Annotated in this window: 22 protein-coding genes; 21 read left to right on the forward strand and 1 reads right to left on the reverse strand. The window is 47.1% G+C overall.

Features of this window, described 5'->3' with window-relative positions:
• Positions 1 to 109 precede the first annotated feature (109 nt).
• Positions 110 to 841, reverse strand: a complete 732-nt coding sequence (nagB, locus tag QBE55_04365; protein WZL79398.1) for a glucosamine-6-phosphate deaminase — start codon at positions 839 to 841, stop codon at positions 110 to 112.
• Between the two features lie 185 nt (positions 842 to 1,026).
• Between nagB and QBE55_04370 the strand changes: the two genes are divergently transcribed.
• The 21 genes from QBE55_04370 (at position 1,027) to QBE55_04470 (ending at position 24,327) form a co-directional block, all read left to right on the forward strand.
• The gene (locus tag QBE55_04370) at positions 1,027 to 1,848 is read left to right on the forward strand and encodes a YitT family protein (GenBank protein ID WZL79399.1); all 822 of its coding nucleotides are present in this window, start codon (positions 1,027 to 1,029) and stop codon (positions 1,846 to 1,848) included.
• Between the two features lie 42 nt (positions 1,849 to 1,890).
• Complete coding sequence (gene pepV / locus QBE55_04375; GenBank protein ID WZL79400.1) at positions 1,891 to 3,300, forward strand: dipeptidase PepV; 1,410 nt, start codon at positions 1,891 to 1,893, stop codon at positions 3,298 to 3,300.
• A 151-nt stretch (positions 3,301 to 3,451) separates the two neighbouring features.
• The gene (locus QBE55_04380) at positions 3,452 to 3,961 is read left to right on the forward strand and encodes a nitroreductase family protein (GenBank protein ID WZL79401.1); all 510 of its coding nucleotides are present in this window, start codon (positions 3,452 to 3,454) and stop codon (positions 3,959 to 3,961) included.
• Between the two features lie 58 nt (positions 3,962 to 4,019).
• Positions 4,020 to 5,000 carry an NYN domain-containing protein gene (locus QBE55_04385; protein ID WZL79402.1) on the forward strand — a complete coding sequence of 327 codons (981 nt, stop codon included), beginning with the start codon at positions 4,020 to 4,022 and terminating at the stop codon, positions 4,998 to 5,000.
• Between the two features lie 565 nt (positions 5,001 to 5,565).
• On the forward strand, positions 5,566 to 6,588 hold the full coding sequence (locus tag QBE55_04390) for an ABC transporter substrate-binding protein (GenBank protein ID WZL79403.1): 1,023 nt from the start codon (positions 5,566 to 5,568) through the stop codon (positions 6,586 to 6,588).
• Between the two features lie 61 nt (positions 6,589 to 6,649).
• Entirely contained in the window at positions 6,650 to 7,537 is an 888-nt protein-coding gene (locus QBE55_04395) for an ABC transporter permease (GenBank protein ID WZL79404.1), read from the forward strand.
• A complete protein-coding gene (locus QBE55_04400) occupies positions 7,530 to 8,321 on the forward strand; it encodes an ATP-binding cassette domain-containing protein (GenBank protein ID WZL79405.1) in 792 nt (263 codons plus the stop codon). The genes QBE55_04395 and QBE55_04400 overlap by 8 nt, the downstream gene beginning before the upstream one ends.
• Before the next feature lie 114 nt (positions 8,322 to 8,435).
• A complete protein-coding gene (gene rpsF, locus QBE55_04405) occupies positions 8,436 to 8,741 on the forward strand; it encodes a 30S ribosomal protein S6 (protein ID WZL79406.1) in 306 nt (101 codons plus the stop codon).
• Complete coding sequence (gene ssb / locus QBE55_04410) at positions 8,741 to 9,190, forward strand: single-stranded DNA-binding protein (GenBank protein WZL79407.1); 450 nt, start codon at positions 8,741 to 8,743, stop codon at positions 9,188 to 9,190. The genes rpsF and ssb overlap by 1 nt, the downstream gene beginning before the upstream one ends.
• A gap of 19 nt (positions 9,191 to 9,209) precedes the next feature.
• Positions 9,210 to 9,452 (forward strand): 30S ribosomal protein S18, encoded by a 243-nt coding sequence (gene rpsR / locus QBE55_04415; GenBank protein ID WZL79408.1) that lies wholly within the window; start codon positions 9,210 to 9,212, stop codon positions 9,450 to 9,452.
• 269 nt (positions 9,453 to 9,721) lie between these two features.
• Positions 9,722 to 10,048, forward strand: coding sequence for a MazG-like family protein (locus QBE55_04420; protein ID WZL79864.1), 327 nt, complete (start codon positions 9,722 to 9,724; stop codon positions 10,046 to 10,048).
• A 22-nt stretch (positions 10,049 to 10,070) separates the two neighbouring features.
• Positions 10,071 to 10,850 (forward strand): DUF2232 domain-containing protein, encoded by a 780-nt coding sequence (locus QBE55_04425; GenBank protein ID WZL79409.1) that lies wholly within the window; start codon positions 10,071 to 10,073, stop codon positions 10,848 to 10,850.
• Positions 10,851 to 10,870: 20 nt separating this feature from the next.
• Positions 10,871 to 12,883, forward strand: coding sequence for a DHH family phosphoesterase (locus QBE55_04430; GenBank protein ID WZL79410.1), 2,013 nt, complete (start codon positions 10,871 to 10,873; stop codon positions 12,881 to 12,883).
• Positions 12,880 to 13,326 (forward strand): 50S ribosomal protein L9, encoded by a 447-nt coding sequence (rplI, locus tag QBE55_04435; GenBank protein WZL79411.1) that lies wholly within the window; start codon positions 12,880 to 12,882, stop codon positions 13,324 to 13,326. The genes QBE55_04430 and rplI overlap by 4 nt, the downstream gene beginning before the upstream one ends.
• A 28-nt stretch (positions 13,327 to 13,354) precedes the next feature.
• Complete coding sequence (dnaB, locus tag QBE55_04440) at positions 13,355 to 14,710, forward strand: replicative DNA helicase (GenBank protein ID WZL79412.1); 1,356 nt, start codon at positions 13,355 to 13,357, stop codon at positions 14,708 to 14,710.
• Between the two features lie 57 nt (positions 14,711 to 14,767).
• A complete protein-coding gene (locus QBE55_04445; GenBank protein ID WZL79865.1) occupies positions 14,768 to 15,409 on the forward strand; it encodes a GDSL-type esterase/lipase family protein in 642 nt (213 codons plus the stop codon).
• A gap of 13 nt (positions 15,410 to 15,422) precedes the next feature.
• Positions 15,423 to 17,567 carry a penicillin-binding transpeptidase domain-containing protein gene (locus tag QBE55_04450; GenBank protein WZL79413.1) on the forward strand — a complete coding sequence of 715 codons (2,145 nt, stop codon included), beginning with the start codon at positions 15,423 to 15,425 and terminating at the stop codon, positions 17,565 to 17,567.
• 1,478 nt (positions 17,568 to 19,045) lie between these two features.
• Entirely contained in the window at positions 19,046 to 20,581 is a 1,536-nt protein-coding gene (locus QBE55_04455) for a helix-turn-helix domain-containing protein (protein WZL79414.1), read from the forward strand.
• Positions 20,582 to 20,736: 155 nt separating this feature from the next.
• Positions 20,737 to 22,386, forward strand: coding sequence for an extracellular solute-binding protein (locus QBE55_04460; GenBank protein ID WZL79415.1), 1,650 nt, complete (start codon positions 20,737 to 20,739; stop codon positions 22,384 to 22,386).
• Between the two features lie 72 nt (positions 22,387 to 22,458).
• Positions 22,459 to 23,427: an ABC transporter permease subunit gene (locus QBE55_04465; protein WZL79416.1), complete on the forward strand. Its 969-nt coding sequence runs from the start codon at positions 22,459 to 22,461 to the stop codon at positions 23,425 to 23,427.
• Positions 23,428 to 23,439: 12 nt separating this feature from the next.
• Positions 23,440 to 24,327: a carbohydrate ABC transporter permease gene (locus tag QBE55_04470; protein WZL79417.1), complete on the forward strand. Its 888-nt coding sequence runs from the start codon at positions 23,440 to 23,442 to the stop codon at positions 24,325 to 24,327.
• The last annotated feature ends 66 nt before the right edge of the window (positions 24,328 to 24,393 follow it).

Raw genomic sequence — 24,393 nt, forward strand, 5'->3', positions numbered from 1 at the left:
TAAACTGAGAGAGGAATGCGCAGAAAAAAAAAGTGCGCATGGAAAAAGGTCCATCAATCCGATGGACCTTTTCTTTTAAACTTTTTTGCTTTTTTATCATTCCCGTATCTTATTGCTTTTTCAGTTTTCCTGCTGCAGCGTGATCCACAATTACGGTGATATTGGGATGCAGCTGAAGGATAGACGCCGGAACATTGGGGGTAATTGGACCCTGCAGGGCTTTTTGTACTGCATCCGCCTTGTCTTCCCCTTTGGCGATCAAAAGAATTTTTCTTGCGTGCATAATGGTTTTGATCCCCATGGAAAGCGCCCGGCGGGGAACCTGATCCGCATTGTCAAAAAACCTGGCATTTGCATCAATGGTACTTTGCGTCAACGGCACCACATGGGTAACGGCGTTGAAGGGCGTTCCGGGTTCATTGAATCCGATATGTCCGTTGCGGCCGATTCCCAGTACCTGCAGATCAATGCCTCCTGCTGCTTCCAGTTTCTTTTCATAGTTCATGCATTCCTCTTCCGGATCGGCAGCGGTTCCGTCCGGAAGGGAGGAAGCTTCCGGATCCAGATCCACTGCCTTGAAAAGATGCTTCTGCATAAAATAATAGTAGCTGCAGGGATGATCCTTTGGAAGGCCGACATATTCATCCAGATTAAAGGTCCGGACATGATCGAAATGGATTTCCCCGTCCTGGTATTTTTTAACGAGCCTTTGATACATGCCAATGGGGGTGGAACCTGTGGCAAGTCCCAGTATGGTATCGGGTTTGCTTTTGACTTGATTTACAATCTCCAAAGCGGCCTTTTCATCACAGGCCTCCTCTGTATCGATAAATAACTGCATATTTCTGACCTCCTGATAACTATTTCCTGATTGGATTGTCTCCATTATAACACAACATCACAATAAATTTAAAATATATTGAATGGCATACTATCCGGGAAGGCTCTTTATGGTATACTGATAAAGAAACAAGAGAAGTTTCCAGGGGAGGAGTGGTCTTTATCCTGAGCAAGAGGCAAAGGAATATGATATTCCGGATTTTTATCATACTGTTGGGCAGCTTTATCTATTCCGTGGCGATCAATGCCCTGTTTCTTCCTCATCATCTGCTGAGCGGGGGACTGACCGGCGTGGCCATGATGCTGGAATATTTGCTGCATCTGCCAACCGGTTTGTCTGTGGCTGTTTTAAACATTCCCCTGTTTTTTGGAAGCTATCGGGTGATCGGCAAACGGTTTACCTGGCTGAGCGTCCTTGGCATCCTGAGTTCTTCCCTGTTCTTATCCCTGACAAGGGGATGGGTGATTCCGGTGAAGGATTCCATGGTGGCGGCCATTTTCGGCGGATTGATTTCCGGCATCGGCACGGGCATCGTGATCAAGAACCGGGGATCTCTGGGCGGGACGGATATTATAGCCGTTATCATCAATAAATATTTTTCCTTCAGCATTGGCGGCATCGGCCTGGCGATCAACGGCATCATTCTGACAATTGCCGCGTTTCTGTTTGATGTGGAAATGGCCATGCTGACCCTGGTTTCCATCTTTGTCGGCAACAAGGTGATTGATTCCATTCAGGAAGGATTCAATCACAGCAAGACCATTATCATTGTTTCCGACGCCTGTCAGGAAATTGCGGATGAGCTGTTTCGAAAAGTGAAACGGGGCATTACCTTTATTGAAGCAGAAGGTGCTTATACAAAAAAGCAACGGAAGTTGATCTATATGGTTGTTCGGGTGATGGAGCTTGCCCGGGTGCGGGATATTGTCAAACGGATTGATCCTGATGCCTTCCTGTCCATTATTGATACCCGTGAAGTGGAGGGAAAAGGATTTTTAAGAGAATGATTGAAAAAGAATGATTGAAAAAATGTGGAGGGGAGAAGACAAATGGATTGTAACAAATACGTTGAGGAACACCGGGAGGATGTGATCCGGTCGGTGCAGGACATCGTACGGATCCCCAGTGTGGAGGCATCCCCGCTGCCGGGGAAGCCGTTCGGGGAGAATGTGGATCATGCGCTGCGCAATGCTTTGGCTTTAGCGGAAAGGCTGGGATTCCGCGTAAAGAATATCGACGGATATGCCGGATACGCGGAGTTCGGCGAGGGGGACGAGACCATGGCGATTCTTGGTCATCTGGATGTGGTGCCGGAGGGAAGCGGATGGACCTATCCGCCCTATGAGGCAAGAATTGTGGACGGCAGGATGTACGGACGGGGTACGGCGGACGACAAAGGCCCCACCATCGGCGCCCTGTACGGCATGAAAGCCGTCATGGAGTCCGGTAAGAAGATGAAGCGGAAGGTCCGGATCATTTTTGGCACGGATGAAGAAAGCGGATGGAAGGACATGGAGACTTATTTTCAAAGAGAGCCCATGCCGGACTTTGGAGTCACGCCTGATGCGGATTATCCGATCATCAATGTGGAAAAGGGAATTCTGGCCTTCAAACTGAAGAAGGACTTTTCCGCGGGGGCAGATTCTGCCGTGAAAATTAAGTCCCTGACAGGAGGACACCGTTCCAATATGGTGCCGGATGAATGCACCTGCTGCTTCCTGCCCACGGGAGATCAGGATAAAATCCTGACGCATCTTCACAGTATGGAGCAGTATTCCGGCTATGAGCTGACTGCCGACTTCTGTGAGGACTCAGGGATTCGGATACGGTCAAAAGGGGTATCTGCCCATGCGAGCACGCCGGAAAAGGGGAGCAACGCCATTGGCAGAATGCTGGCTTTCCTGAGCACCATGGGGCTGGGCAACAGTGATATGGAGCAGTTTCTTCTGTTCCTGAACAACAAAATCGGTGTGGATACCACCGGTGCCGGCCTGAACCTGGATTTGAAGGATGAAGTGTCCGGTGCACTGACCCTGAACCTTGGTACCATTCTGGTGGATCAGGCCCATGGCGAGGCGGAGATTGACATTCGTTATCCGGTTTGTTACAGCCAGGATCAGATTATGGACATTCTGCAGAATGCTGTGAAAGGTACCGGTATCGGGGTGGAGTGCTGCAATGCCCAGGCTCCTCTGCACGTACCGGAGGAAGGTTTTCTGATTGAGACGCTGAAGAAGGTATACACGGAGCAGACCGAACAGCCTGCAAAGGTACTGGCCATCGGTGGAGGAACTTATGCAAGGGCCATGAAGAATGCAGTGGCATTCGGAGCGCTGTTTCCCGGCCGGCCGGAGCTTGCCCATGAAACGGACGAGCATATTTTTATCGATGATCTCATTCTCCATACGAAAATCTATGCTCATGCCATTGCCGCCCTCTGCTGTGAAGACGGGCGCTGAAAAACGGGCACTGAAATTTCTCACCATAGGGCAATCAAATGTGGTATAATCAGGAAAGAGGGATGCATGACCATCCTGCATCAGGCTGCTCAGACAGCCCCTGATGCAAAAGGAACGGGAAGGATGAAAAAAGAAAGGAGGTGTGTAATCTATGGATGTACTTCAGGCAATTCAAACGAGGCGAAGCATTCGGTCCTATACCGATCGGCCCATTGATGAGGAGACTCTGCAGAAATTACTGGAGGCTGCCATGTGTGCCCCATCCGCCAACAACAAAAAGCCCTGGCATTTTGTTGTGATCCGGGACAGGGAACAGCTTGCCGTGATTTCAAGGATTCAAAGATATCATAGGCCCATTGGACAGGCTGCCTGCTGTATCGTGGTCTGCGGAGATGAAAGTGTGCAGGAGACGCATGACTTTCTTTTGAACGATTGTTCTGCGGCAACGGAGAACCTGCTTCTCGCGGCCCATGGGCTGGGACTTGGCGCAGTGTGGTGCGGAATCCGCACCGGAGCGGATGTTTCGCGCTATTTAAAGGAAACGCTTTCGTTTCCCAAAAGTACTTTTCCCATTGCATTGATAGCCGTTGGCTATCCGGCGGAGGAACCCAAAGTGGGAGACCGGCTTGATCCTTCCAGGATTCATTATGAAAAATGGTAATGGATGGACAGAGAAATGCCGGAGCAGGAATGAAAAATATAAGAAATCTGGAGTGTGTATGGATAAAAAGAATTTTGCGATATTCATTGATCTGGAAAACACCGGCGGCAAAGTCATCACCCTGAATCGTGTCATTGAGAAGATCAAGATAAAAGGCGACATTCTGATTGGCAAGGTGTACGGTTATCAGGAGGCTTTCTCCGGGCTGAAGGAGGTATTGCTTTCCAATACCTTCAATGTCCTGCCATCCATCAAGTACGGCGTAAACCAGAAAAACAATTTGGATATACAGTTGGTCATCGATGCTCTGGATGTCGCTTATACCAATGACCTGATAGACTGTTTCTGTATCGTGTCCGGCGACAGTGACTATACCCCCCTGGTTGGGAAACTAAAGTCCATGGGCAAGTATGTGCTGGGCATTTCCCGTTCCGAAGTGGCTTCCAACATATTTATCAAGGCATGCAATGAGTTTATTTTTCTGGAATCCGTTACGACGGATTCTTCCAGCCCGGCATCGGACGAAGACGATACCTACAGTGATCCGGATGATCTTTCAGAGGTTCTGGAAAAAATCATCAGTGATCAGGCAGATACGGACGGTACCATGTTTGTCAGTGAACTGAAAAAGACGTTGCTGCGTCTGCGGCCGGAGTTCAGTGAAAAGAGCTACGGCTACAGTTCCTTTGGCAAACTGCTGAATGTTATGGAGACCCGATACCATACCATAAAGGTCTTCGGTGACAACAACTCCCTGAAGGTGAAATTACTCGGCGATCAAAAAAATCTGTCAGGGGAGATCAGCAAGTCCAATTGGGTCAGTATTCTGCAGAACCTCCTGACCAGGCTGAAAAACAGTGGATTTAACCGTGTCAATCCCAGTATCATCAAGTCCGAGCTTCAGAAAAAGTACCCGGATTTTGACGAACGCCAGATTGGATTTAAAAAATTCAGCGACATGATGAAACGCCTCGAAAAGGATAAGATCATCCGGATCGAATTCAACGAGGCGAAGACCATGCTGATCAAAATCCTCTGAAGGGAAAAGGATTCGGAACCGGCAGGGCAGGGCATGGCTGCATGTCCTGCCCTGCATTTGTGCTGTGGATTTCAAAAAGCAAAAATTGGTGATTGACAAAACTGCATAAACGGATTACCATAAAGATATCAATTGAAAACCGTTGAGAAAGAGGAGTAGGCTTTTTACGACATGACAGAGAGTCGCCGTCGGTGGGAATGCGATATGGAGTTTTAAGCTGAATGGGCTTTTGAGGGCAACCCGAACGATGACGGGATACTTGGATCCGGCAGTCCCAAAAGGAACCGGACGGAGGAATCCGTTTTCCGGATATTCCAGGGAGAGAAGGGGAGATCCGCCATCGAAGTAGGCGTTGACGGAACCATACCCGTTATTTGATATGGCCTATATGATGGTATAGGAAGAGAGTGGACTTATGTCAATTTGAGTGGCACCACGGATTTATTCGTCTCAGGCAATGCTTGAGACGTTTTTTGTTTTTTGGAGCTACGGGAGCATACCATCCGGATAATGGAAGGGAAGCAGCGGATTTTTAAGTGAAAAATTAATTGGGGGAGGATGTCAAATGAAACGGATGAAACGGATATCGGCGATGCTGTCTGCACTTGGTTTGCTTCTCACTGCAGCTTCCGGATGCACGGAAAAAGGAGCAGCGGCAGGAAAGTATACGGTGGGAATTGCGCAGTTTGCGGAGCACGGTTCGCTGGACAACTGCAGGGAAGGATTTCTCGCCGGGCTTGCGAAGGAAGGTTTTACGGAGGGCAAAAACCTGAGGGTTCGGTATGAAAATGCACAGGCAGATGGAGGCACTGCCAATCAGATTGCAGACAGTATTGTTGCCGGCAGGGCCGATCTGATTGCTGCCATTGGCACGCCGATGGCGCAGAGTGCTTTCCGTGCGGCGGGAAAAGCAGACACTCCGGTGATCTATACCGCCGTCAACGATCCCGTTGCCGCGGAGCTGGCCAGGGAGGATGGTACCCCGACCGGGAATGTCACCGGAACCAGTGACCGGCTTCCCGTGGAACAGCAGCTGGAGATGATTCGTACCATCCTGCCGGATGCAAAAAAAATTGGTATTCTGTACAGCACCAGTGAAGTCAATTCCATTTCCACCGTTCAGGAGTACCGGGATGCAGCGCCCGCCTATGATTTTAAGATTGTGGAAAGCGGAATTTCCGTATCGGCTGATATTCCGCTGGCAGCGGATCAATTGCTTACCAAAGTCGATTGCCTCTGTAATCTGACAGATAACACCGTAGTCAGTTCTCTCCCGTTGATTCTGGAGAAAGCAGGCCGGAAAGGGATCCCGGTGTTTGGCAGCGAGATTGAGCAGGTAAAAATCGGATGTCTGGCTGCCGTCGGGCTGGATTATTATGAGCTGGGCATTCAGACCGGAAAAATGGCAGGCAAGGTGCTGAAAGGCGAAGCGAGGGCAGAGGAAATCCCTTTTAAGGTATGTAAGGAAGCTTCCTTTTACGGGAATACCGCTGTTGCCAAAAATCTCGGGATTTCCATACCGGAGGAACTGACCGGTACCGCAGGGGAAATGTTCGACAGGATAGCGGAACATCAGGGGGAATCCTAACAGCCAGGAGGTGAAGAAATATGACAGATATTGTAACGGAACAGCCAGGAGGTGAAAAGGCATGACGGATATTATAACAGGAATATTGGAGGAAGGCCTGACTTATGCGATTATGGCGCTGGGGGTATATCTTACTTACCGGATACTGAACTTTCCGGACCTGTCCGTGGACGGAACCTTTCCGCTGGGAGGAGCGGTTACTGCAGCCCTGCTCCAGGCTGGTGTGAATCCCCTGGTTACTCTGCCTGTTTCCTTTTTTGCAGGGGCAGCTGCCGGAATGCTGACCGGACTGATTCATATAAAGCTCCGGGTAAGGGATCTGCTGTCCGGCATTATCATGATGACCGCCCTGTATTCCCTGAACCTGCGGATTGCAGGCAGAGCCAATGTACCTGTGTTCTCCAGGGAAACCATCTTTGACAATACTTTTCTGGACAAATGGGTTCCGACCGGTGTCCGGCCCTTTCTGGCAGTTCTCCTCCTGTTTCTGATGGGAATGGTCATGAAGCGGCTGCTGGATTGGTATCTTGGCACAAAATCCGGGAGTCTGCTCCGGGCTGCAGGGGACAACGAAGCCCTGGTCACCTCCCTGGCAAAGGACAAGGGCACGGTTAAAATCATTGGATTGTCCATTTCCAATGCGTTTGTTGCCCTGTCCGGCTGTCTCTATTGTCAGAAAAGCGGATTCTTTGAGATTTCCACCGGAACCGGCACCATGGTGATCGGTCTTGCCAGTGTCATTATCGGGATGAAACTGTTTCAGAGGCGATCCTCTGTAAAAGCGACAACCGCAGTGATCTTTGGCTCCATCGTCTACAAGACATGCGTGTCTGCTGCCATTTCCCTTGGCATGGCCGCTTCCGATCTGAAGCTGATTACAGCCGTGCTGTTTCTGCTGATTCTGGCCGTGAGCAACGGGCAAAAAGGGCAGGTGACGGCAAATGCTTGAGCTGCGGGGGATTCAGAAGCATTATAATCCGGGTACGGCTCACGAACTCTGTTTATTTGACCATTTTAATTTTACCGTGGGGGATCGGGAGTTCGTAACGGTGGTAGGGAGCAACGGCTCAGGGAAAACATCCTTGCTGAATATGATATGCGGCAGCATTCCGTTGGACTGTGGGAAAATTATCCTCCGGGGAAAGGACATCACCGGCATGCCCGAGTACAAAAGACTGAAGTTTATCGGAAGGGTCTTTCAGGATCCGGCTATGGGCACCTGTCCCGGCATGACTCTTCTTGAAAATCTGTCCCTGGCGGATAATAAGGGGAAAGCCTTTGGACTGAAGAAAGGGATTGATGCGAAACGAATCTCCCGGTACCGGGAGGCTCTCCGGGAGCTGAACCTGGGACTGGAGGAGAATCCGGACATTCCGGTAGGAGCCCTGTCCGGCGGTCAGCGGCAGGCCCTGGCTTTGCTGATGTCCACCATGACCCCCATCGAATTCCTGATTCTGGATGAGCATACCGCAGCGCTGGATCCTGGCACGGCGGAACGGATTATGGAGCTAACGGACAAGATCGTAAAGGCGAAGGGAATCACCACCATTATGGTGACACACAATCTGCGGTATGCGGTGGAATATGGAACCCGGCTGGTCATGATGCATCAGGGTAAAATGGTAATGGATCGGTCGAAAAAGGAAAAGGAGCAATTAAAAGTCGATGATATTCTTGATAAATTCAATGAAATCAGCATGGGTTATGCACAGAAACGCGATTTACGGAAATAATAAAAATCAAATTCAGGTTGCATAACGCAATATTCGATGATATACTTGTTTTAAATAACATCCTTGCTCTGCAGAATATGCAGGGCCGTTTGTCCAGGAGGAGGTGAGCAGACTATGAATAAATACGAAACGATTTATGTCATCAAGCCTACAGTGGAAGAGGAAGGCTTGAAGGCTCTGATGGAAAAGTTCAACACTTTGATTGAGCAGCAAGGCGGTCACGTTGATAATGTGGACGAGTGGGGCAAAAGAAGGCTGGCCTATCCGATTCAGGATTTCAAGGAAGGCTACTATGTTCTTGTGAATTTTACTGCTGAACCGACCGTGCCGCATGAGCTGGAACGTGTTTATAAAATAACCGATGATATAATACGCTTTCTGACGATTCGTGAAGATGAAAAAAAGGCGGGTGTTGATTAATGTTAAACAAAGCTATTTTGATCGGACGTTTAACAAGGGATCCCGAACTCAGATCCACTTCAAACAATATAAGCGTTACATCCTTTACCATAGCTGTTGATCGGAATTTTACCAATCAACAGGGAGAAAGGGAAACGGACTTTATCCCCGTTGTTGCGTGGCGCAGCCTGGCGGAGACCTGTGCCAGGTATCTGACAAAGGGCAGGCTTGTTGCAGTGTCCGGACGTATGCAGGTGAGAAGTTATGAAGGCAATGACGGTCTGAAGCGTTATATCACTGAAGTTGTGGCAGACGAAGTTCAGTTCCTGGAGAGGAATCCGAATTCCGGCGGTGCACCTGGAAATGCGCCGATACCGGGCAGCGGAAATTCCAAACCTACCGGCAATGGAGCATCCGAACCGGATGGATTCTCTCCATTGGATGTGGATGACGATGAACTTCCATTCTAAATGAACAGGAGGCAGGAGAATGGCTGATAATGCAAGAAGACAGAGGAACAGAAGGCCCAAGAGACGGGTATGTGCTTTCTGTGCAGATAAAGTGGATACGATTGATTACAAGGACGTATTCAAACTGAGAAAGTATATTACAGAGCGGGGCAAGATTCTTCCCAGAAGAATATCAGGCAACTGCGCAAAGCATCAGCGTCAGGTGACCACGGCAATTAAAAGAGCCCGTCACATTGCACTGCTGCCTTACTCTGCGGAGTAAAGAAAAAGCCGTTCCATTACCGGAACGGTTTTTGTTCTATATGGATTCGTGACAGGGGGATGGAATGCGGTATTGGATAATGATGTATGGAAAGGGACGGAATGGGATGGAATTACCAATATTGACAAAGAGACGGGATACGTATAAAATAATTGTGTATTTATATGCCCGCTCCCTGTCTGTGGCGGGGCGCCGGTGAAAGGACGGACAGGCCTGGCAAGCCCGGGCAGGCTTGGCAGGATGCCGGGAAAGGTGGTGGCCTGCTTCAGATGGCAAAAGATGCAGAGCTGGACATTGCAAAGAATATACGATTGGTGGAATGGCTGAAAAGTGAAATCCTGACATCAGTAGCAGAGATTTACCGGCTGCTGGCCAATGGCATCAAAGGATCCCAGGAAGCGTTGGCGGATTGTCTTTCCAGTATGATTGTTGCTGCTTATTTGCTTGGAAAGAGGCTGGGTATCTCCTATGATACGATTGGCCGCAGGATCGAACGCAAAATCCGCCTTGGCATTGTGGAGGAGCACGATGTGGAAAAGTATTATGGGGACCTGACCTCTCTCGGTGAATACTGTAAAACCGGGAAAGAGGGTTGAAAGAAATATTTGAGGTGTTGAAATGAATTTGCAGTTTGTCTCGGGCTTTTTCCTCATTGCTCTGCCAATTGTGCTGATTGTGCTGCAGGCCTGGAAACTGGGAAAGCGGTCCGATTTCTATGAGAATATTTTATTGTCATCCGGGAGTGTCCTGCTTTCCATATTACTGTATTTAAAGGTTTATTCCATGAGAACCGGACAATCGGCTTTTGACGCAGTATGGAACTCCTTTCGGCAGGTATTGACCAGCGGCGCAGTCAATACAGATGAAATTTTGTCCAGGTATCATGAATTGGGGATATTCAAGAATTTTACTTCTGCACAGCAGCTGGCCGATTTTATGATACAGCAGATGAAGCAGGCAGTGCCCGCTTCGCTTCTGATTTATTCCATTGTTCACGGAGCATTTTTATTTCTTGTGATTTGTTTTATCATGAAGAAGTCCGGCCGCGACATGAGACAGATCCCTGCATTTGCGGAATGGAAGCTGCCCAGGGGGATGGGGTTTGGCTTGATTGTCCTGCTGCTGATTACCCTGTTTGGCAGCTGGATGGGGATTCCAAACTTTGAAGTGGTATATTCTACGGTCACCGCATTGATTTCATTTCTTTTTATGGTGCTGGGCCTTTCGGCATTATGGTTTTTTCTGAAAGCAGTTCGGATTCCTTTTGTTTTTCGGCTGCTGCTGGCTGTTTTTCTTTATCTGCTTCTGGGGTTTGGACTGCCTCTTCTGGGGATACTGGACCATATTTTTCGGTTACGGAAGCGGTATCGGGATAAATTTATTCTCAACAAGAACTAAACAGAAGGTAGGGAAGGGCGATGAAAAACCATTTCAAGAAACTGAACCTGCCGGAAGCCAGGATTTATTTGGCTGTTGTCCTGTTTTTGGCCCTGGTCCTTTTACGATTTGATTACCGGGTCGGCGGAATGGCTCTTCTTGTCTTTCTGCTTCTGGCTTGTTATAACCGGAGAATTGTGCGCCGCCGCAAGGTAGAATGGAACAGTTACCTGGAAGCTCTGTCGGAGGATATTGACTGGGCCACCAAGAATGCGGTATTGAGTATCCCCGTTCCCCTGGTGGTCATCGAGGCGGGAGGGGACATTACCTGGTACAATCCCCAGTTCGGGGAACTGTTTCAGGGGGAAAAGCTGCTGGAGCGCAATATTCATGACTTTGTACCGGAACTGACGCCATCCAGGTTTGGCGACTCCCGGAAGGAAAGTCATCATGATCTGTTCTTTCACAATAAATGGTATCAAGTTCTGTGGACGCCTGTCAAGACGGGAAATGACAGCCGCAAAAGCAAGGTGATCTTCCTGATCTATTGGCTGGATATCACGGAGGAACACCGGATCCGTGCATTGTATCAGGCACAGAGGATCGTGATCGCCCATATCAGGGTGGACAATTATGACGAAGTCCTGGCCAATACGGAGGATACCAGAAGAGCAGCGGTTCTTGCGGAGATTGAATCCGGCATTGCAGAGTGGGCAGTTGGTATTCATGCCGCCTGGGTCAAATATGACCGGGAGAAGTTTATTGTGGTCATGGAGGCGCAGGCACTGAAAAAGCTGCAGAAGGAACGATTCAACATCCTTGACCGGGTGCGGGGGATCCAGGCCGGCAACCGGATCCCGGTTACCCTCAGCATCGGTGTGGGACTGGATGCGGAAAACCCTGCACAGTCCAGCATCAGTGCACTGTCGGCTGTGGACCTGGCTTTGGGACGCGGAGGGGATCAGGCCGTTGTCAAACAGGGTACGAAGCTGTTCTTTTACGGCGGAAAGAGCCAGGGAGTGGAGAAACGGACAAAGGTGAAGTCCAGGGTGATTGCCAATGCGCTGTGGGAGCTGATGGAGCATTCCAATACCGTATTTATCATGAGCCACGAAATCCCGGATCTGGATTCCATTGGTTCCGCATTGGGAATTTACTGCTGCGCCAGGCACGTCGGCCGGGAGGCCCATATTGTACTGAACAAATCCAATGTTTCCGTGGAGCCCCTGATGAAGAGGCTGCAGGAAAAAGAAGCCTACAACGGGCTTTTTATCCGCCCGGAGGATGCGATGGAGCAAATGGATCATGATACGCTGCTGGTTGTAGTGGATACCAACCGGCCCGGCTTTACGGAGGCTCCGGATCTGGTCCGAAAAGCGGAGCATATTGTGGTCTTTGACCATCACAGAAGGAGCGGGGATTCCATTGAAAATGCCACGCTGACTTATCTGGAGTCCTATGCGTCTTCGGCCAGTGAGCTGGTAACTGAGGTCATGCAGTACTTCGGTGAGAATATAAAAGTAAATCCTCTGGAAGCCGATGCATTGCTGGCAGGGATCACCATGGACACCAAGAATTTTATTTTCAAGACCGGAGTCCGGACCTATGAGGCAGCATCCTATCTGCGCAGATTGGGAGCGAATCCCACTTCCGTCCGCCAGTTGTTCCGGGATGATATGGATACCTTTGTCAGCCGGTCGGAAACGGTAAAAAGGGCAACGATGATTCAGCAGGGCATTGCCATGTCGGAGTGCCCACCCGACACGCCCAATGCCCAGCTGATTGCAGCGCAGGCAGCAGACAGCCTGCTGGCCATTCAGGGGATTTCGGCATCGGTGGTTCTGTGTTCCACTCCGGAAGGCATTATGATCAGTGGACGTTCCTTTGGCAGCATCAATATGCAGCTGATATTGGAAAAGCTGGGAGGTGGAGGGCATTTGACCATGGCCGGCGCACAGCTGGGGGATATCTCAATGGAAGAAGCCAGACAGCGGGTTATGGATGCCGTTGAGGAATATTTGAAAGAATTCAGTGAGGAAGGAGAAAACAAATGAAGGTAATTTTATTGGAAGATGTAAAAAACAAGGGACAAAAAGGCGAGGTTGTCAACGTCAGCGACGGTTATGCACGCAATTATCTGCTGCCCCATAAGCTGGCGGTTCAGGCCACCAGTCAGGGCCTGAATGAATTGAAGAACCGGCAGGCTGCAGAGGATAAGCGCAAGGAAACAGAACTGGAGGAAGCAAAGAAGCAGGCGCAAGCCCTGTCCGGTATGCAGGTGACGGTAAAGGCCAAAAGCGGGGAGAACGGCAAGCTGTTTGGTTCCGTGACGAATAAGGAGATTGCCGATACCCTGAAGTCCCGGCATCATCTGAATATTGACCGGAAGAAGATTGTGTTGCCGGAGCCCATCCGAAACCTGGGGAATTTCCGTCTGGAGGTAAAGGTTTATCCTGAAGTAACCGCCATGCTGAATGTAAAGGTGGAGGAAGAGTAGAGAGGCAATTCATGGGAGGCTCTGGAGAATGGAATCCGGTTCTATACAACAATTAAAGCAGCGTATTCCTCCGAACAGCATGGAAGCCGAGCAGTCGGTTCTTGGATCAATGCTTCTGGATAAAGAGGCGGTAGCCGCCGCGGCAGAAGTACTGCATGGGGAGGATTTTTATTCCGATGCACACAGGGAGATTTATGAGGCGATCCTGGATATTTACGACCGCGGCATGCCGGCGGACCTGGTCACTTTGGCAGAAGCCCTGCGCCAGAGGGGAACTCTGGAATCGGTGGGAGGCGGCACCTATATCTCCGATCTGTCCATGTCGGTGCCCAGCACCGCCAACGTGCGGTATTACATCCGGATTGTGGAGGAAAAAGCGATTCTCCGCAGATTGATTGCCGCTTCCGGCGATATTATGCAGGAAAGCTATGCAGCTTCCGAGGACCTGGATATCATCATCGATCATGCAGAGAAAAAGATATTTGATATCTCCCAGCGGAAAAATGATCGGGATTTTGAGCCCATAAAAACCATTCTGCTGGATACGTACTCCAGGATTGAGGAACTGGCAAAGAACAAGGGTAAGATTGTAGGGGTTGCCACTGGGTTTCGGGATTTTGACCTGCGCACATCCGGGCTGAATCCGTCGGATTTTGTTCTGATTGCCGGGCGGCCATCCATGGGGAAAACCAGTTTTGCCCTCAACATCGCTCAATATGCAGCCGTCCATTCCAAAGTGCCGGTGGCTATTTTCAGTCTGGAAATGTCCAGGGAGCAGCTGGTGCAGCGTATGCTCAGCTGTCAGGCGCATATTGAGCTCCAGAAGATTCGTACCGGGGATCTGGCGGAAGAGGATTGGATCAGGCTGGTGCATGCGGCAACGCCTCTGTCCCAGGCTCCGATTTATATTGACGACACACCGGCCATTTCTGCCATGGAAATCCGGTCCAAGGCCAGAAGGCTGAAACTGGAGCATGGTCTGGGGATGATCGTGATTGATTATCTTCAGCTGATGTCCGGACGGGGGAACATCGAGTCCAGACAGCAGGAAGTTTCGGATATATCCCGATCCCTCAAGGCGTTGGCCAGGGAGTTGGAAGTGCCTGTTGTGACCCTTTCCCAGCTCAGCCGCGGACCCGAAGCCAGACAGGATCACCGGCCCATGCTGAGTGACCTGAGGGAGTCCGGTGCCATTGAACAGGATGCCGATCTTGTGGTGTTTCTGTATCGGGATGAATACTACAATCCGGATTCGGAGAAGCAGAATATTGCCGAGGCAATTATTGCAAAGCAGAGGAATGGCCCCACAGGCACCGTGGAGCTGGTGTGGCTGGGGCAGTATACCCAGTTTGCAAGTTATGAAAAGAACCGGCAGGAGTATTAAAAAATTTCGGGGGATGTTAACCAACAAAAGAGAAACGGGGGAGGAACTGTTTTGCCTATGTTTGAAGAAGAAGTCAATGCCATTGCGAATAAGTATAGCCTGAAGCGTCAGAATGAGATTATTTTTTACGGCGCATCCAACTTCAGGATGTGGACAGATCTGGAAGATGACCTCAGTGAGTACAAGGTACAGAATCATGGGTTCGGCGGATGTACGGACAAGGATCTTTTGGAAAATGCGGACCGAATACTGTATCCGTATCATCCGTCCCTGGTCTTCTTCCAGACCGGTTCCAACGATTATGTGGATCAGACCGGTACCGAACACGAAATTGCCGCTGCATGCATGGCTTATAAGAAAAAAATGTTTGATACGGTTTATGAAAAATTACCGGAAGCAAAGCTGGTTGTAATGAGCGGACTTCTGCTTCCCGGCAGAAGCCGGTATGCGTCGCTGACGATGAAGATCAATGACAAGCTGAGAAAATACTGTGATTCCCCGGATTATATGTATTTTGTGGATACCACGTCCATGACTTATGACGGAAAGGATTATGACACTTCGCTGTTTTTGCCGGATGGGATGCATTTGAACCGCGAAGGTCAGCGGAAATGGTGTAAGGAATATATCAAACCGCAGATCGACGCATTGGTCAGGGAGTATGACTTATTCTGGCTGCGAAACGAGCGATCCAAATAAAGGAAAGATGGATATGGGAAAGGGAAAAAGCAAAAAGAAGACCATTTTGCTGTTAAGTGTCGGTTGTATTTTATTGCTGGCGATAGGGGGATTGTTCGTACAGAAGAAGGTCCCTATTATGGAGCTGCTTCAGCACAGGACGGAGAGCCGGGTGAAGCCGGATCAGCTGTTGGAACAGTATTATTCCGATATTGAAAAAGGAAAGTATGAAGAAATGTATCGGATGCTGGAGAAGAAAAGCAGGGAAAAGATTTCGAAAGAGAATTTTATCTCCAGAAATCAAAGGATCTATGAAGGAATTCAGGCAAAAAATATCAGGGTAAAAGCCACGGATGTGGAAAAGAGCAGAAAAGAAGGAACCACGGTTCAATATGAAGTAACCATGGATACCGTGGCCGGAAAAGTCTCTTTTTCCAATCAGGCGGTGTTTCAAGCCGGTCAGGAGAAAGAGAATCCCTATATGCTGCATTGGGAAGACAGCATGATTTTTCCGGAATTAACCTCCGGCGATAAGGTAAAGGTATCCAGGGAGGAAGCAAAACGCGGCAGGATCCTGGATCGGAACGGAGTCGTGCTTGCCGGGGAAGGAACGGCTTCCTTGGTAGGGCTTGTCCCGGGAAAGATGAGGGAAGACAGCAGTCAGGACATCGGGAAACTGGCGGAGATAACAGGGATTTCCCCGGAGGAAATCAGAAAAAGGCTGGGAGCCAAATGGGTAACAGCGGATTCCTTTGTCCCCCTCAAAACCGTAGAAAAGTTAACGCAGCCGGAGAAACTGTCGGAAGAGCCGGATGAAAAAACAACACGGAAAAAAGAGCGGGATGAAGCTCTTTTGTCGATTCCGGGGGTGATGCTGTCCGATATGGAAATCCGGCAGTATCCCACCGGCATGGCCAGCTCCCATTTAATCGGATATCTTCAGAAAGTAACTGCGGAGGATCTGAAAGAGCATTCGGGAGAAGGATACCATGAAAACAGCATGATTGGCAGAAGCGGGATGGAAAGCCTGTATGAGAAGGAATTAAAAGGGCAGGATGGAGTGGAGATCGCCATAGTCGATTCGAAGGGGCAGAAAAAAGATGTTCCTGCAGATATCGCGAAGCAGGACGGAAAGGATATTGCCCTTACCATTGATTCCAATCTGCAGCAGAATATCTATCAGAAATTTGCCGGTGAAAAAAGCTGTTCGGTAGCCATGAATCCTTATACAGGCGAAGTGCTGGCGCTTGTCAGCACCCCGACCTTTGACGGCAATGATCTTTTGCTGGGAATGGATGATGAATCCTGGAACTCCCTGAAGGAGGATGAAGGAAAGCCTCTCATGAACCGGTTCCGTCAGAAATTATCCCCGGGTTCTTCTTTCAAGCCGATTATTGCGGCAATCGGACTGAAGACAGGTACGATTGATCCTCAGGAAGATATTGGAAATACAGGCCTTGATTGGCAGAAGGACAGCAGTTGGGGAAATTATTATGTAAAGACTCTTCATGCGGCAAAACCGGCTGTTCTGCAAAATGCACTGATCTGTTCCGACAACGTTTATTTTGCCAGGGCTGCGCTGAAAATCGGGAAGGAAAAGCTGCAGGCAGGGCTGGATGAGTTGGGATTTGGCAGGAAGCTTCCGTTTGAGATTTCCGTGGCGGAATCCCAATATTCCAACACCAAACAGATGGAATCTGAAATCCAGGTGGCGGACAGCGGATATGGGCAGGGACAAATACTGATGAATCCCATCCACCTTGCTGCATTGTATACCGGCTTTGCAAATCAGGGAGATGTGATCAAACCGTATCTGCTGTATCAGGAGGAAGGCCGGCGGGAGGTATGGATTCCCTCTGCATATGAGCCGGAACAGGCGGAGCTGATTGAAAATGCGATGAAGCAGGTCCTGCAGTCAAAACAGGGAACAGGGCATGAGGCTTATCGTGGGGATGTTTCCCTGGCAGGGAAAACCGGAACGGCAGAAATCAAGTCAACAAAAGAAGATAAAACTGGGACGGAACTGGGATGGTTCGGTGTCTTTACGGCGGATCCGGATACGGAAAAGCCCTTGCTTCTCCTCAGCATGGTGGAGGATGTAAAGGGGAGAGGCGGAAGCGGTTATGTCGTGAAGAAGGACATTCCGATTCTGGATGACTGGTTTGGCGGAGCACAATGACTGGTGCATCGATCGCTTCAAAAGACCGTGGAATGAGGTTCTGCGGAAGATGAAAAGCTCTCGCTGAATGGCAAGCCCTATGTTTACTGGTACGACTGCATTACCGATTATACTCTGTAAGTAAATCAGGGCATCTCTGGCAACTCACTTGAGGGGGGAGCTGCCATGGCCCGCCCGTCCTTTTCCTGAATTTGTAATATAAGCCAAACCGTTTCTATTGTCAGCAACGATGACCTTCGCCCCAGCGCGGGACTGCGACGTAAATGTTCCCGCTTTGATCCACTTTCATCCCAGTGGGTACAGCAAGTTTCCAATATTGGTTTGCTTCAAATTCGGACTTACTGTTTGTGTCCGGGAAAATCCAATCCGAACGGTTCCAGGATAATACCATTTGGTAATTCATGTTATCCATCCTCCTGATTACATTATGATAAGTCAGATCCATGAGTAAGTCATATATCGGTTTGGTATAAAGCTTTCTTAATAATCCTATGCAGCATCTCTTTACAGAATGCTTTTTTTCTGTTGTTTTTTGTTGCTTTTTGATAGAATAGTGGATGGTTATATAAAAGATTTTTACGGGCTGGAAAATAGAATAGTTTTCTAATGCACATAAACGTAACGCAATTTCATACGAGATTGCCAGCGAGCGGGAGATGAAGGCTTGGGGTATGCATATAAAGGGTAAATGGAGGTCTGGGAAAAGTGTGTTTCTCTCATGGCTTGCTTCTTATTTCGTCATTCTGTTTGTTCCAGTTTTGCTGAGTATCGTAGTATACAATGAATCTGAGAAAATTATACATAATGAGATAAACAGGGCAAATGCAGCAATTCTGAAACAGGTCCAGCAGAGCATAGATGGACAGATGTCAAATATAGAACATATGGCAACAGATATATCATTAAATAAGAAGATTCGATCTGTTCTGTATCCGCAATATATCGATTCCTTTTATCGTTACCAGCTTCTGGAGGTTATTTCCAAGGAACTGAAGTATCACAGCATAGACAATGATTTTATTGATAAAGTTTATATTTATTTAAAGAACAGCAATATCGTTCTTTCCCAGGGGACATATTATTCCTCGGACGTTGCTTTTAAAGAGGTTCAAAAGGTAAGCAAAATAACCCGTGAGGAATGGAATCACTTGCTGCAACAAGGATATCACCATACCTGTATGACACTGCCTTCAGGCTCACGGGGGAAAGAAGGAAGTACAATTGCATATCTGCATTCCTTCCCATCAGAAGGAAGAGATGCTGCTACTATTATTGTTCTGTTAAACAGCAGGTGTATTGATGATATCCTTTCCAGCACCGAATGGATTGCGAAAGGGAGCTTCTTTATCCTTGATAAAAGTAATCGTGTGATTACTTCGCAAAATTCCAGGAATCTTCCTGCAACAGCAGATGTTCTTGAATATAGTAAATATCCGCATGCCAATAATGTTTCGCCTGTCCTGGAAAGCAGGAATGATATGGTAATATCGTATATTGATTCCGATATCATGAGCTGGAAATATATCTCCACTATACCGGAATCCGTCTTTTTGGAAAAAGCAAATTATATTCAAAAATATGCTGTCTTAAGCCTCGTTCTATGTATGGTGGCTGGAGGGATCATCAGTTTCTTTTTTACCAAAAGAAATTATCATCCATTGGAAGAGCTTATTGTTTCGCTTAAGGACAGCATCCCTGCGGGGGATCCAAAGAATGATAATGAATATCATTTTATCCAGGAAGCATTGAGCAATATATTAGAAGAGAAGGAATCTATCCACAGGAAGCTGGATCAGCAAAACGATGAAATGCGATTGAGTTTTATGCGAAGATTACTTTGCGGTAAAATTAAGGTGAATGATGAGTTTTTTCGCATTGCAGAATCCTATCACATCCAGTTTCACTCCAATTATTATGCGGTAATTTTATTTCACATAGAGCAATATGATCAGTTTTTTTACGGAGAAGAAAACATTACGGAAGAAAGCAAGCTGGACTTGATTAATTATGTAATAGCAAATGTAGTGGGCGAAATAACGAATCAGGGCCACCAGGGGTATATCGTTGAAATTGATCACTCTCTGGCGTGTTTAATGGGTGTTAGCCTGACAGAAGCAACGGAAGCCGAAAATGAAATTCTGGACATAGCAAAGAACGCAAAGAGACTTGTTGAAAATTACCTGTATACCACGCTCACAATATCTGTAAGCCGTGTGCATGATTCGTTGGCTGGTTTTCCGGAGGCGTATCAGGAAGCGATCGAAGCTATGGAATATAGGATGGTGATCGGAGCAGAACAAATAATTCAGTACAATAACATAAGGCATCCGAATTACCACTATTCCTATCCTATGGATGTGGAGTACAAACTGATCAATGCCATTAAATCGGGGGATCTTACAAAAGCAAAGGCCATGGTAAATTCTGTTATATCAAACAATCTGGACGGGGGCATATTATCCGTTGATATGGCCAGGTGTTTGATGTTTAATCTGGTCAGTACCATGATCAAAACGATAAATGAATTCAGTGAAACGTCTGATCCGGATCTTTTGCAGACGATAGACCCGGTGGAAAGAGTTGAACAAATGTTGAAATGCAATACCATCATGGAAATGAAGGAATATATGGAATCTACACTGGAAGATATCTGTGGGTGTGTGGAGAGGAAGAAGCAAAGCCATAACAGCAAATTAAAGGATGATATTATAAACTTTATAAATGAAAACTATTCCTGTCCGGAAATGAGCAATGCAATGATTGCGGAGCATTTTTCCATTCACCCCGCATACTTGTCCCGCTTTTTTAAAGAGCAAACCGGAGAAAAAGTACTGGATTATATCAACAAACTTCGAATGCAGACAGCAAAACAGATGCTGCAGGAAAGCAGGTGTAAAATTGAAGAGGTAGCTCAGAAGCTTGGATACAACAACAGTGTCTCTTTCATTCGGGTATTCAAAAAATATGAAGGCACAACTCCCGGGAAGTACAGGGATACGATGAGAGATTATTAAAAATTGATAGTAAAAGTTTTTATTGTTTATAGAATTGTAACATATTGAAAACGAATAAAAAAATTAAAAATTGATTTTGGTTCTGGCAGCAAATACAATGAGCCATGGTTAAGAAAGCAGTCCTGAGAAAAAAATAAAAATGGGGGGAACGTATCATGAAAAGCAAGTGGAAACGGCTTCTTTCTATCATGGTAACAGTTTTATTGTCAGGAAGCATTCTGATAGGGTGTGCTGCGGACCGGAAAGAGAAAACGGCACAAGGAGAAGGGGGAAAAGCCGATCAAGAGGTATCCGGGAAGACGGCAAACGACGATGGGCAGAAAGATAAGGAAGATGACAAACCAATTAAGCTGACCTATTGGGCTGCACTGGACAATAATGCTGCCACTGTGGTTTCCAATTTAGGCGAAGTGGAAATGGTAAAGAAGTGGCTGAAGGAATTCAACATTGATATCACATTTATGCATCCGCCTGCTGGCCAGGAGAAGGAGCAATTCAATCTTGCCATTGTATCCAGGGAACTTCCGGATCTGTTTGAATATAACTGGCTGGGATATCCGGGAGGACCGGAAAAGGCAATAAGCGACAACATTATAATCAAGCTGAACGAATTGGTGAATCAAAATGCACCAAATTTCAAAACTGTTCTGGAGACAAATGAATTGATCAATAAGCAGGTACGGACGGATGAAGGGGATTTATATGTATTCCCGGCTTATTCAGGAAGCAAGTATCATATCTCCGGAGGCCTGGTTCTCCGTAAGGATTGGCTGGACGAACTGCATTTATCCGTCCCGGAGACCATTGATGACTGGACGGAAGTGCTGACCGGTTTCAAGGAAGAAAAGGGCAGTTCTGCACCACTTACCGGCACTGTTGCTGATATTTTAAGCAATGAAGGAATTTTCAATGATCCTTTTCATATAGGAAAAGGATTCTATCTGGAAAACGGAAAGATGATGTATGGTCCCATGCAACCGGAATACAGGCAATTCCTGGAGCTGATGTGTGAATGGTATCAGGATGGGCTACTGGATCCGGATTTTGCTGCAAATGACGGTAATGCAGTGGACTCCAGGGTGATTGAAGGGCAGTCCGGCGCATTAATGACCCATATAGGCGGAGGAATGGGAAAGTATATGAATACCATGAAAGACGATTCTTCCTTTGATCTGGTTGCCGCCCAATTTCCGGTTCAGAAGAAAGGGGAACAGCCGAAGTTTGTACCCAGGCCATGGGAATACAGAGGCGGCGGTTCCGTTGCCATCACTCCTCATAATAAATATCCGGAGGAGTCCGCAAAACTTATCGATTACTTATACAGCGAAGAAGGTGCTCTTCTCAAAAATTTTGGGGTGGAAGGCGTATCTTATAATATGGAAAACGGGTATCCCAAATATACAGACCTGATTATGAATAATCCCGATGGCCTTTCCGTGACACAGGCCCTGGGGAAATATACAAGAGGCAGTACTCCTACACCAGGGTATATTGATGGAAGATATCATGAGCAATATTTTCAATTGCCTCAGCAAAAGGATGCCGCAAATCTTTGGGCGAAGGTGGCCGATAATGCCCTGGATGTATTGGTACCTCCTATTACCAACTCAGCAAAGGAAGCAGAAGAAGTTTCGACGATTATGGCTACGGTAAGCTCTTATCAGCAGGAAATGGCTGTAAAGTTCATAATGGGACAGGAATCTCCCGATCATTTTGATCAGTATGTAAAAGAAATGGAAAAAATGAATATCAATCGTGTCATTGAGCTGAAGCAGAAGGCGTTGGACCGTTATAACAGCAGGTAAGTTGAATATTGTGTTCCGGAAGAAGCAGGAATCTTCTTCCGGAACACAATATAAAATGAAGGGTGTGCTATTATGAAGCTGAACAGTAATTATAAAGTAAAGCCGGGATCGGCGATACCAGTGGTAAACACACTGTCTGATAGGATTATAAAAGAACTTTCAAAGAATAAATACTTATATCTCATGGCGCTGCCCGTATTGGCTTATTATCTGTTGTTCCATTATGGTCCTATGTATGGCGCTGTGATTGCGTTTAAGAACTTTGATGTGTCAAAAGGGATCTGGGGAAGTCCCTGGGTAGGATTTCAATATTTCAGGGAATTTTTTCAAAGTTACTATTTTAGCAGATTACTTCGAAATACATTTTTGTTGAGCTTCTATCAGCTGTTGTGGGGATTTCCTGCTCCCATTCTGTTTGCCCTGCTGTTGAATGAGATCAGAAATCATGCCTTTAAGAGGACAATCCAGACAGCTGCTTATTTGCCTCATTTTATATCCACTGTAGTGGTATGCGGCCTGATTCATGATTTTTTTGCACGTGATGGGGTGATTACCAGTCTGTATACCTTGTTTGGCGGAGAAGCAACAAGCTTTTTGAGTCAGCCTCAATATTTCAGGGGCATTTACGTCGGCACCGGGATATGGCAGGAGACAGGATGGGGCGCTATTATATATTTGTCCGCATTAAGCAGCATCGATACTCAGCAGTATGAGGCTGCAATAATAGATGGAGCCGGAAGGCTCAAACAGCTGCTTCATGTGACGCTGCCCGGTATTATGCCCACGATTATTATCATGCTGATACTGAGAATCGGGCAGGTAATGAGTGTAGGGTTTGAAAAAATTATCCTGCTGTATAATCCCAATACATATGAAACAGCAGATGTGATTTCTTCCTTTGTGTACCGAAAGGGTCTCGGCGAAAGTTTTCAGTTCAGTTATACTTCGGCGGTTGGATTGTTTAACTCACTAATCAATTTTGCCCTTTTGATTTCTGCGAATTGGTTCAGCAAAAAAGTCAGTGATACGAGTTTATGGTAAGGAGAGACAGATATGGTTGTGAGAAAGAACGCAGGAGATCGAATCTTTGATTTCTTTAATGCATTGTTTATGATTTGCATGATGATTGTTACCGTGTATCCATTTATTTATGTAATACTGGCTTCTGTCAGCGAGTCCCGTCTGCTAATCGGCCATCATGGATTATTGCTTAAGCCAAAAGGATTCAGTCTGATGGCTTATAAACTGGTTTTCAAAAATCCCAATATTGCAACAGGATACCGCAATACTTTGTTTATACTGGTAATTGGAACGATCCTCAATATTCTCCTTACATCCTTTGGTGCATATATTTTGTCCAGAAAAAGCTTCAAGTTCAAAAATGTCATGATGATTCTGATTGTATTTACCATGTATTTCAACGGCGGGATGATTCCCAGGTATTTGATGGTGTACAATAATTATCATTTGGGGAATAGTTTATGGGCATTAATTTTACCTCAGGCGATATCCACATGGAATTTGATTGTTATGAGAACATCTTTTTCGTCCCTTCCGGACAGCCTGGAGGAGTCTGCCAAAATAGACGGAGCAAATGATTTCGTTATACTCTTTCGCATTGTCCTGCCCTTATCCAAAGCTGTCGTTGCTGTAATGATATTGTTTTATGGAGTCTCCCACTGGAATTCCTGGTTTGATTCCATGATTTTTCTGAGAGAGAGAGACCTTTATCCCCTGCAGTTGATCTTAAGGGAAATCCTGATCTCCAACAATACGGATACCATGCTGGAAGGGATAACGGGCGTGGATGACAGGGAAATGGTGGGGAAAAGCATTCAATACGCAACGATAATCGTTGCCACACTGCCAATTTTGCTGGTCTATCCCCTTATCCAGAAGTATTTCGTAAAGGGTGTTATGGTTGGAGCGCTGAAGGGGTGAACCCAGCTGTATTTTATATAAAAGCGATCTTCAGGCATACGAAATTTTTTGTATAAATAATGTAAG

The sequence above is a fragment of the Eubacteriales bacterium mix99 genome, assembly GCA_038396605.1.
Classification (GTDB): Bacteria; Bacillota; Clostridia; order Caldicoprobacterales; family DTU083; genus UBA4874.

What these genes read in the sequence shown, in the direction of transcription:
- QBE55_04380 (WZL79401.1), top strand. Translation starts at nt 3,452, where the DNA reads ATGGATGTACTTCAGGCAATTCAAACGAGGCGAAGCATTCGGTCCTAT.
- QBE55_04400 (WZL79405.1), top strand. Translation starts at nt 7,530, where the DNA reads ATGCTTGAGCTGCGGGGGATTCAGAAGCATTATAATCCGGGTACGGCT.
- QBE55_04370 (WZL79399.1), top strand. Translation starts at nt 1,027, where the DNA reads ATGATATTCCGGATTTTTATCATACTGTTGGGCAGCTTTATCTATTCC.
- rpsR (WZL79408.1), top strand. Translation starts at nt 9,210, where the DNA reads ATGGCTGATAATGCAAGAAGACAGAGGAACAGAAGGCCCAAGAGACGG.
- QBE55_04425 (WZL79409.1), top strand. Translation starts at nt 10,071, where the DNA reads ATGAATTTGCAGTTTGTCTCGGGCTTTTTCCTCATTGCTCTGCCAATT.
- QBE55_04430 (WZL79410.1), top strand. Translation starts at nt 10,871, where the DNA reads ATGAAAAACCATTTCAAGAAACTGAACCTGCCGGAAGCCAGGATTTAT.
- QBE55_04385 (WZL79402.1), top strand. Translation starts at nt 4,020, where the DNA reads ATGGATAAAAAGAATTTTGCGATATTCATTGATCTGGAAAACACCGGC.
- pepV (WZL79400.1), top strand. Translation starts at nt 1,891, where the DNA reads ATGGATTGTAACAAATACGTTGAGGAACACCGGGAGGATGTGATCCGG.
- QBE55_04465 (WZL79416.1), top strand. Translation starts at nt 22,459, where the DNA reads ATGAAGCTGAACAGTAATTATAAAGTAAAGCCGGGATCGGCGATACCA.
- QBE55_04420 (WZL79864.1), top strand. Translation starts at nt 9,722, where the DNA reads ATGGCAAAAGATGCAGAGCTGGACATTGCAAAGAATATACGATTGGTG.
- QBE55_04470 (WZL79417.1), top strand. Translation starts at nt 23,440, where the DNA reads ATGGTTGTGAGAAAGAACGCAGGAGATCGAATCTTTGATTTCTTTAAT.
- nagB (WZL79398.1), bottom strand. Translation starts at nt 841, where the DNA reads ATGCAGTTATTTATCGATACAGAGGAGGCCTGTGATGAAAAGGCCGCT.
- QBE55_04460 (WZL79415.1), top strand. Translation starts at nt 20,737, where the DNA reads ATGAAAAGCAAGTGGAAACGGCTTCTTTCTATCATGGTAACAGTTTTA.
- rpsF (WZL79406.1), top strand. Translation starts at nt 8,436, where the DNA reads ATGAATAAATACGAAACGATTTATGTCATCAAGCCTACAGTGGAAGAG.
- QBE55_04395 (WZL79404.1), top strand. Translation starts at nt 6,650, where the DNA reads ATGACGGATATTATAACAGGAATATTGGAGGAAGGCCTGACTTATGCG.
- dnaB (WZL79412.1), top strand. Translation starts at nt 13,355, where the DNA reads ATGGAATCCGGTTCTATACAACAATTAAAGCAGCGTATTCCTCCGAAC.
- QBE55_04390 (WZL79403.1), top strand. Translation starts at nt 5,566, where the DNA reads ATGAAACGGATGAAACGGATATCGGCGATGCTGTCTGCACTTGGTTTG.
- QBE55_04455 (WZL79414.1), top strand. Translation starts at nt 19,046, where the DNA reads ATGGTAATATCGTATATTGATTCCGATATCATGAGCTGGAAATATATC.
- ssb (WZL79407.1), top strand. Translation starts at nt 8,741, where the DNA reads ATGTTAAACAAAGCTATTTTGATCGGACGTTTAACAAGGGATCCCGAA.
- rplI (WZL79411.1), top strand. Translation starts at nt 12,880, where the DNA reads ATGAAGGTAATTTTATTGGAAGATGTAAAAAACAAGGGACAAAAAGGC.
- QBE55_04445 (WZL79865.1), top strand. Translation starts at nt 14,768, where the DNA reads ATGTTTGAAGAAGAAGTCAATGCCATTGCGAATAAGTATAGCCTGAAG.
- QBE55_04450 (WZL79413.1), top strand. Translation starts at nt 15,423, where the DNA reads ATGGGAAAGGGAAAAAGCAAAAAGAAGACCATTTTGCTGTTAAGTGTC.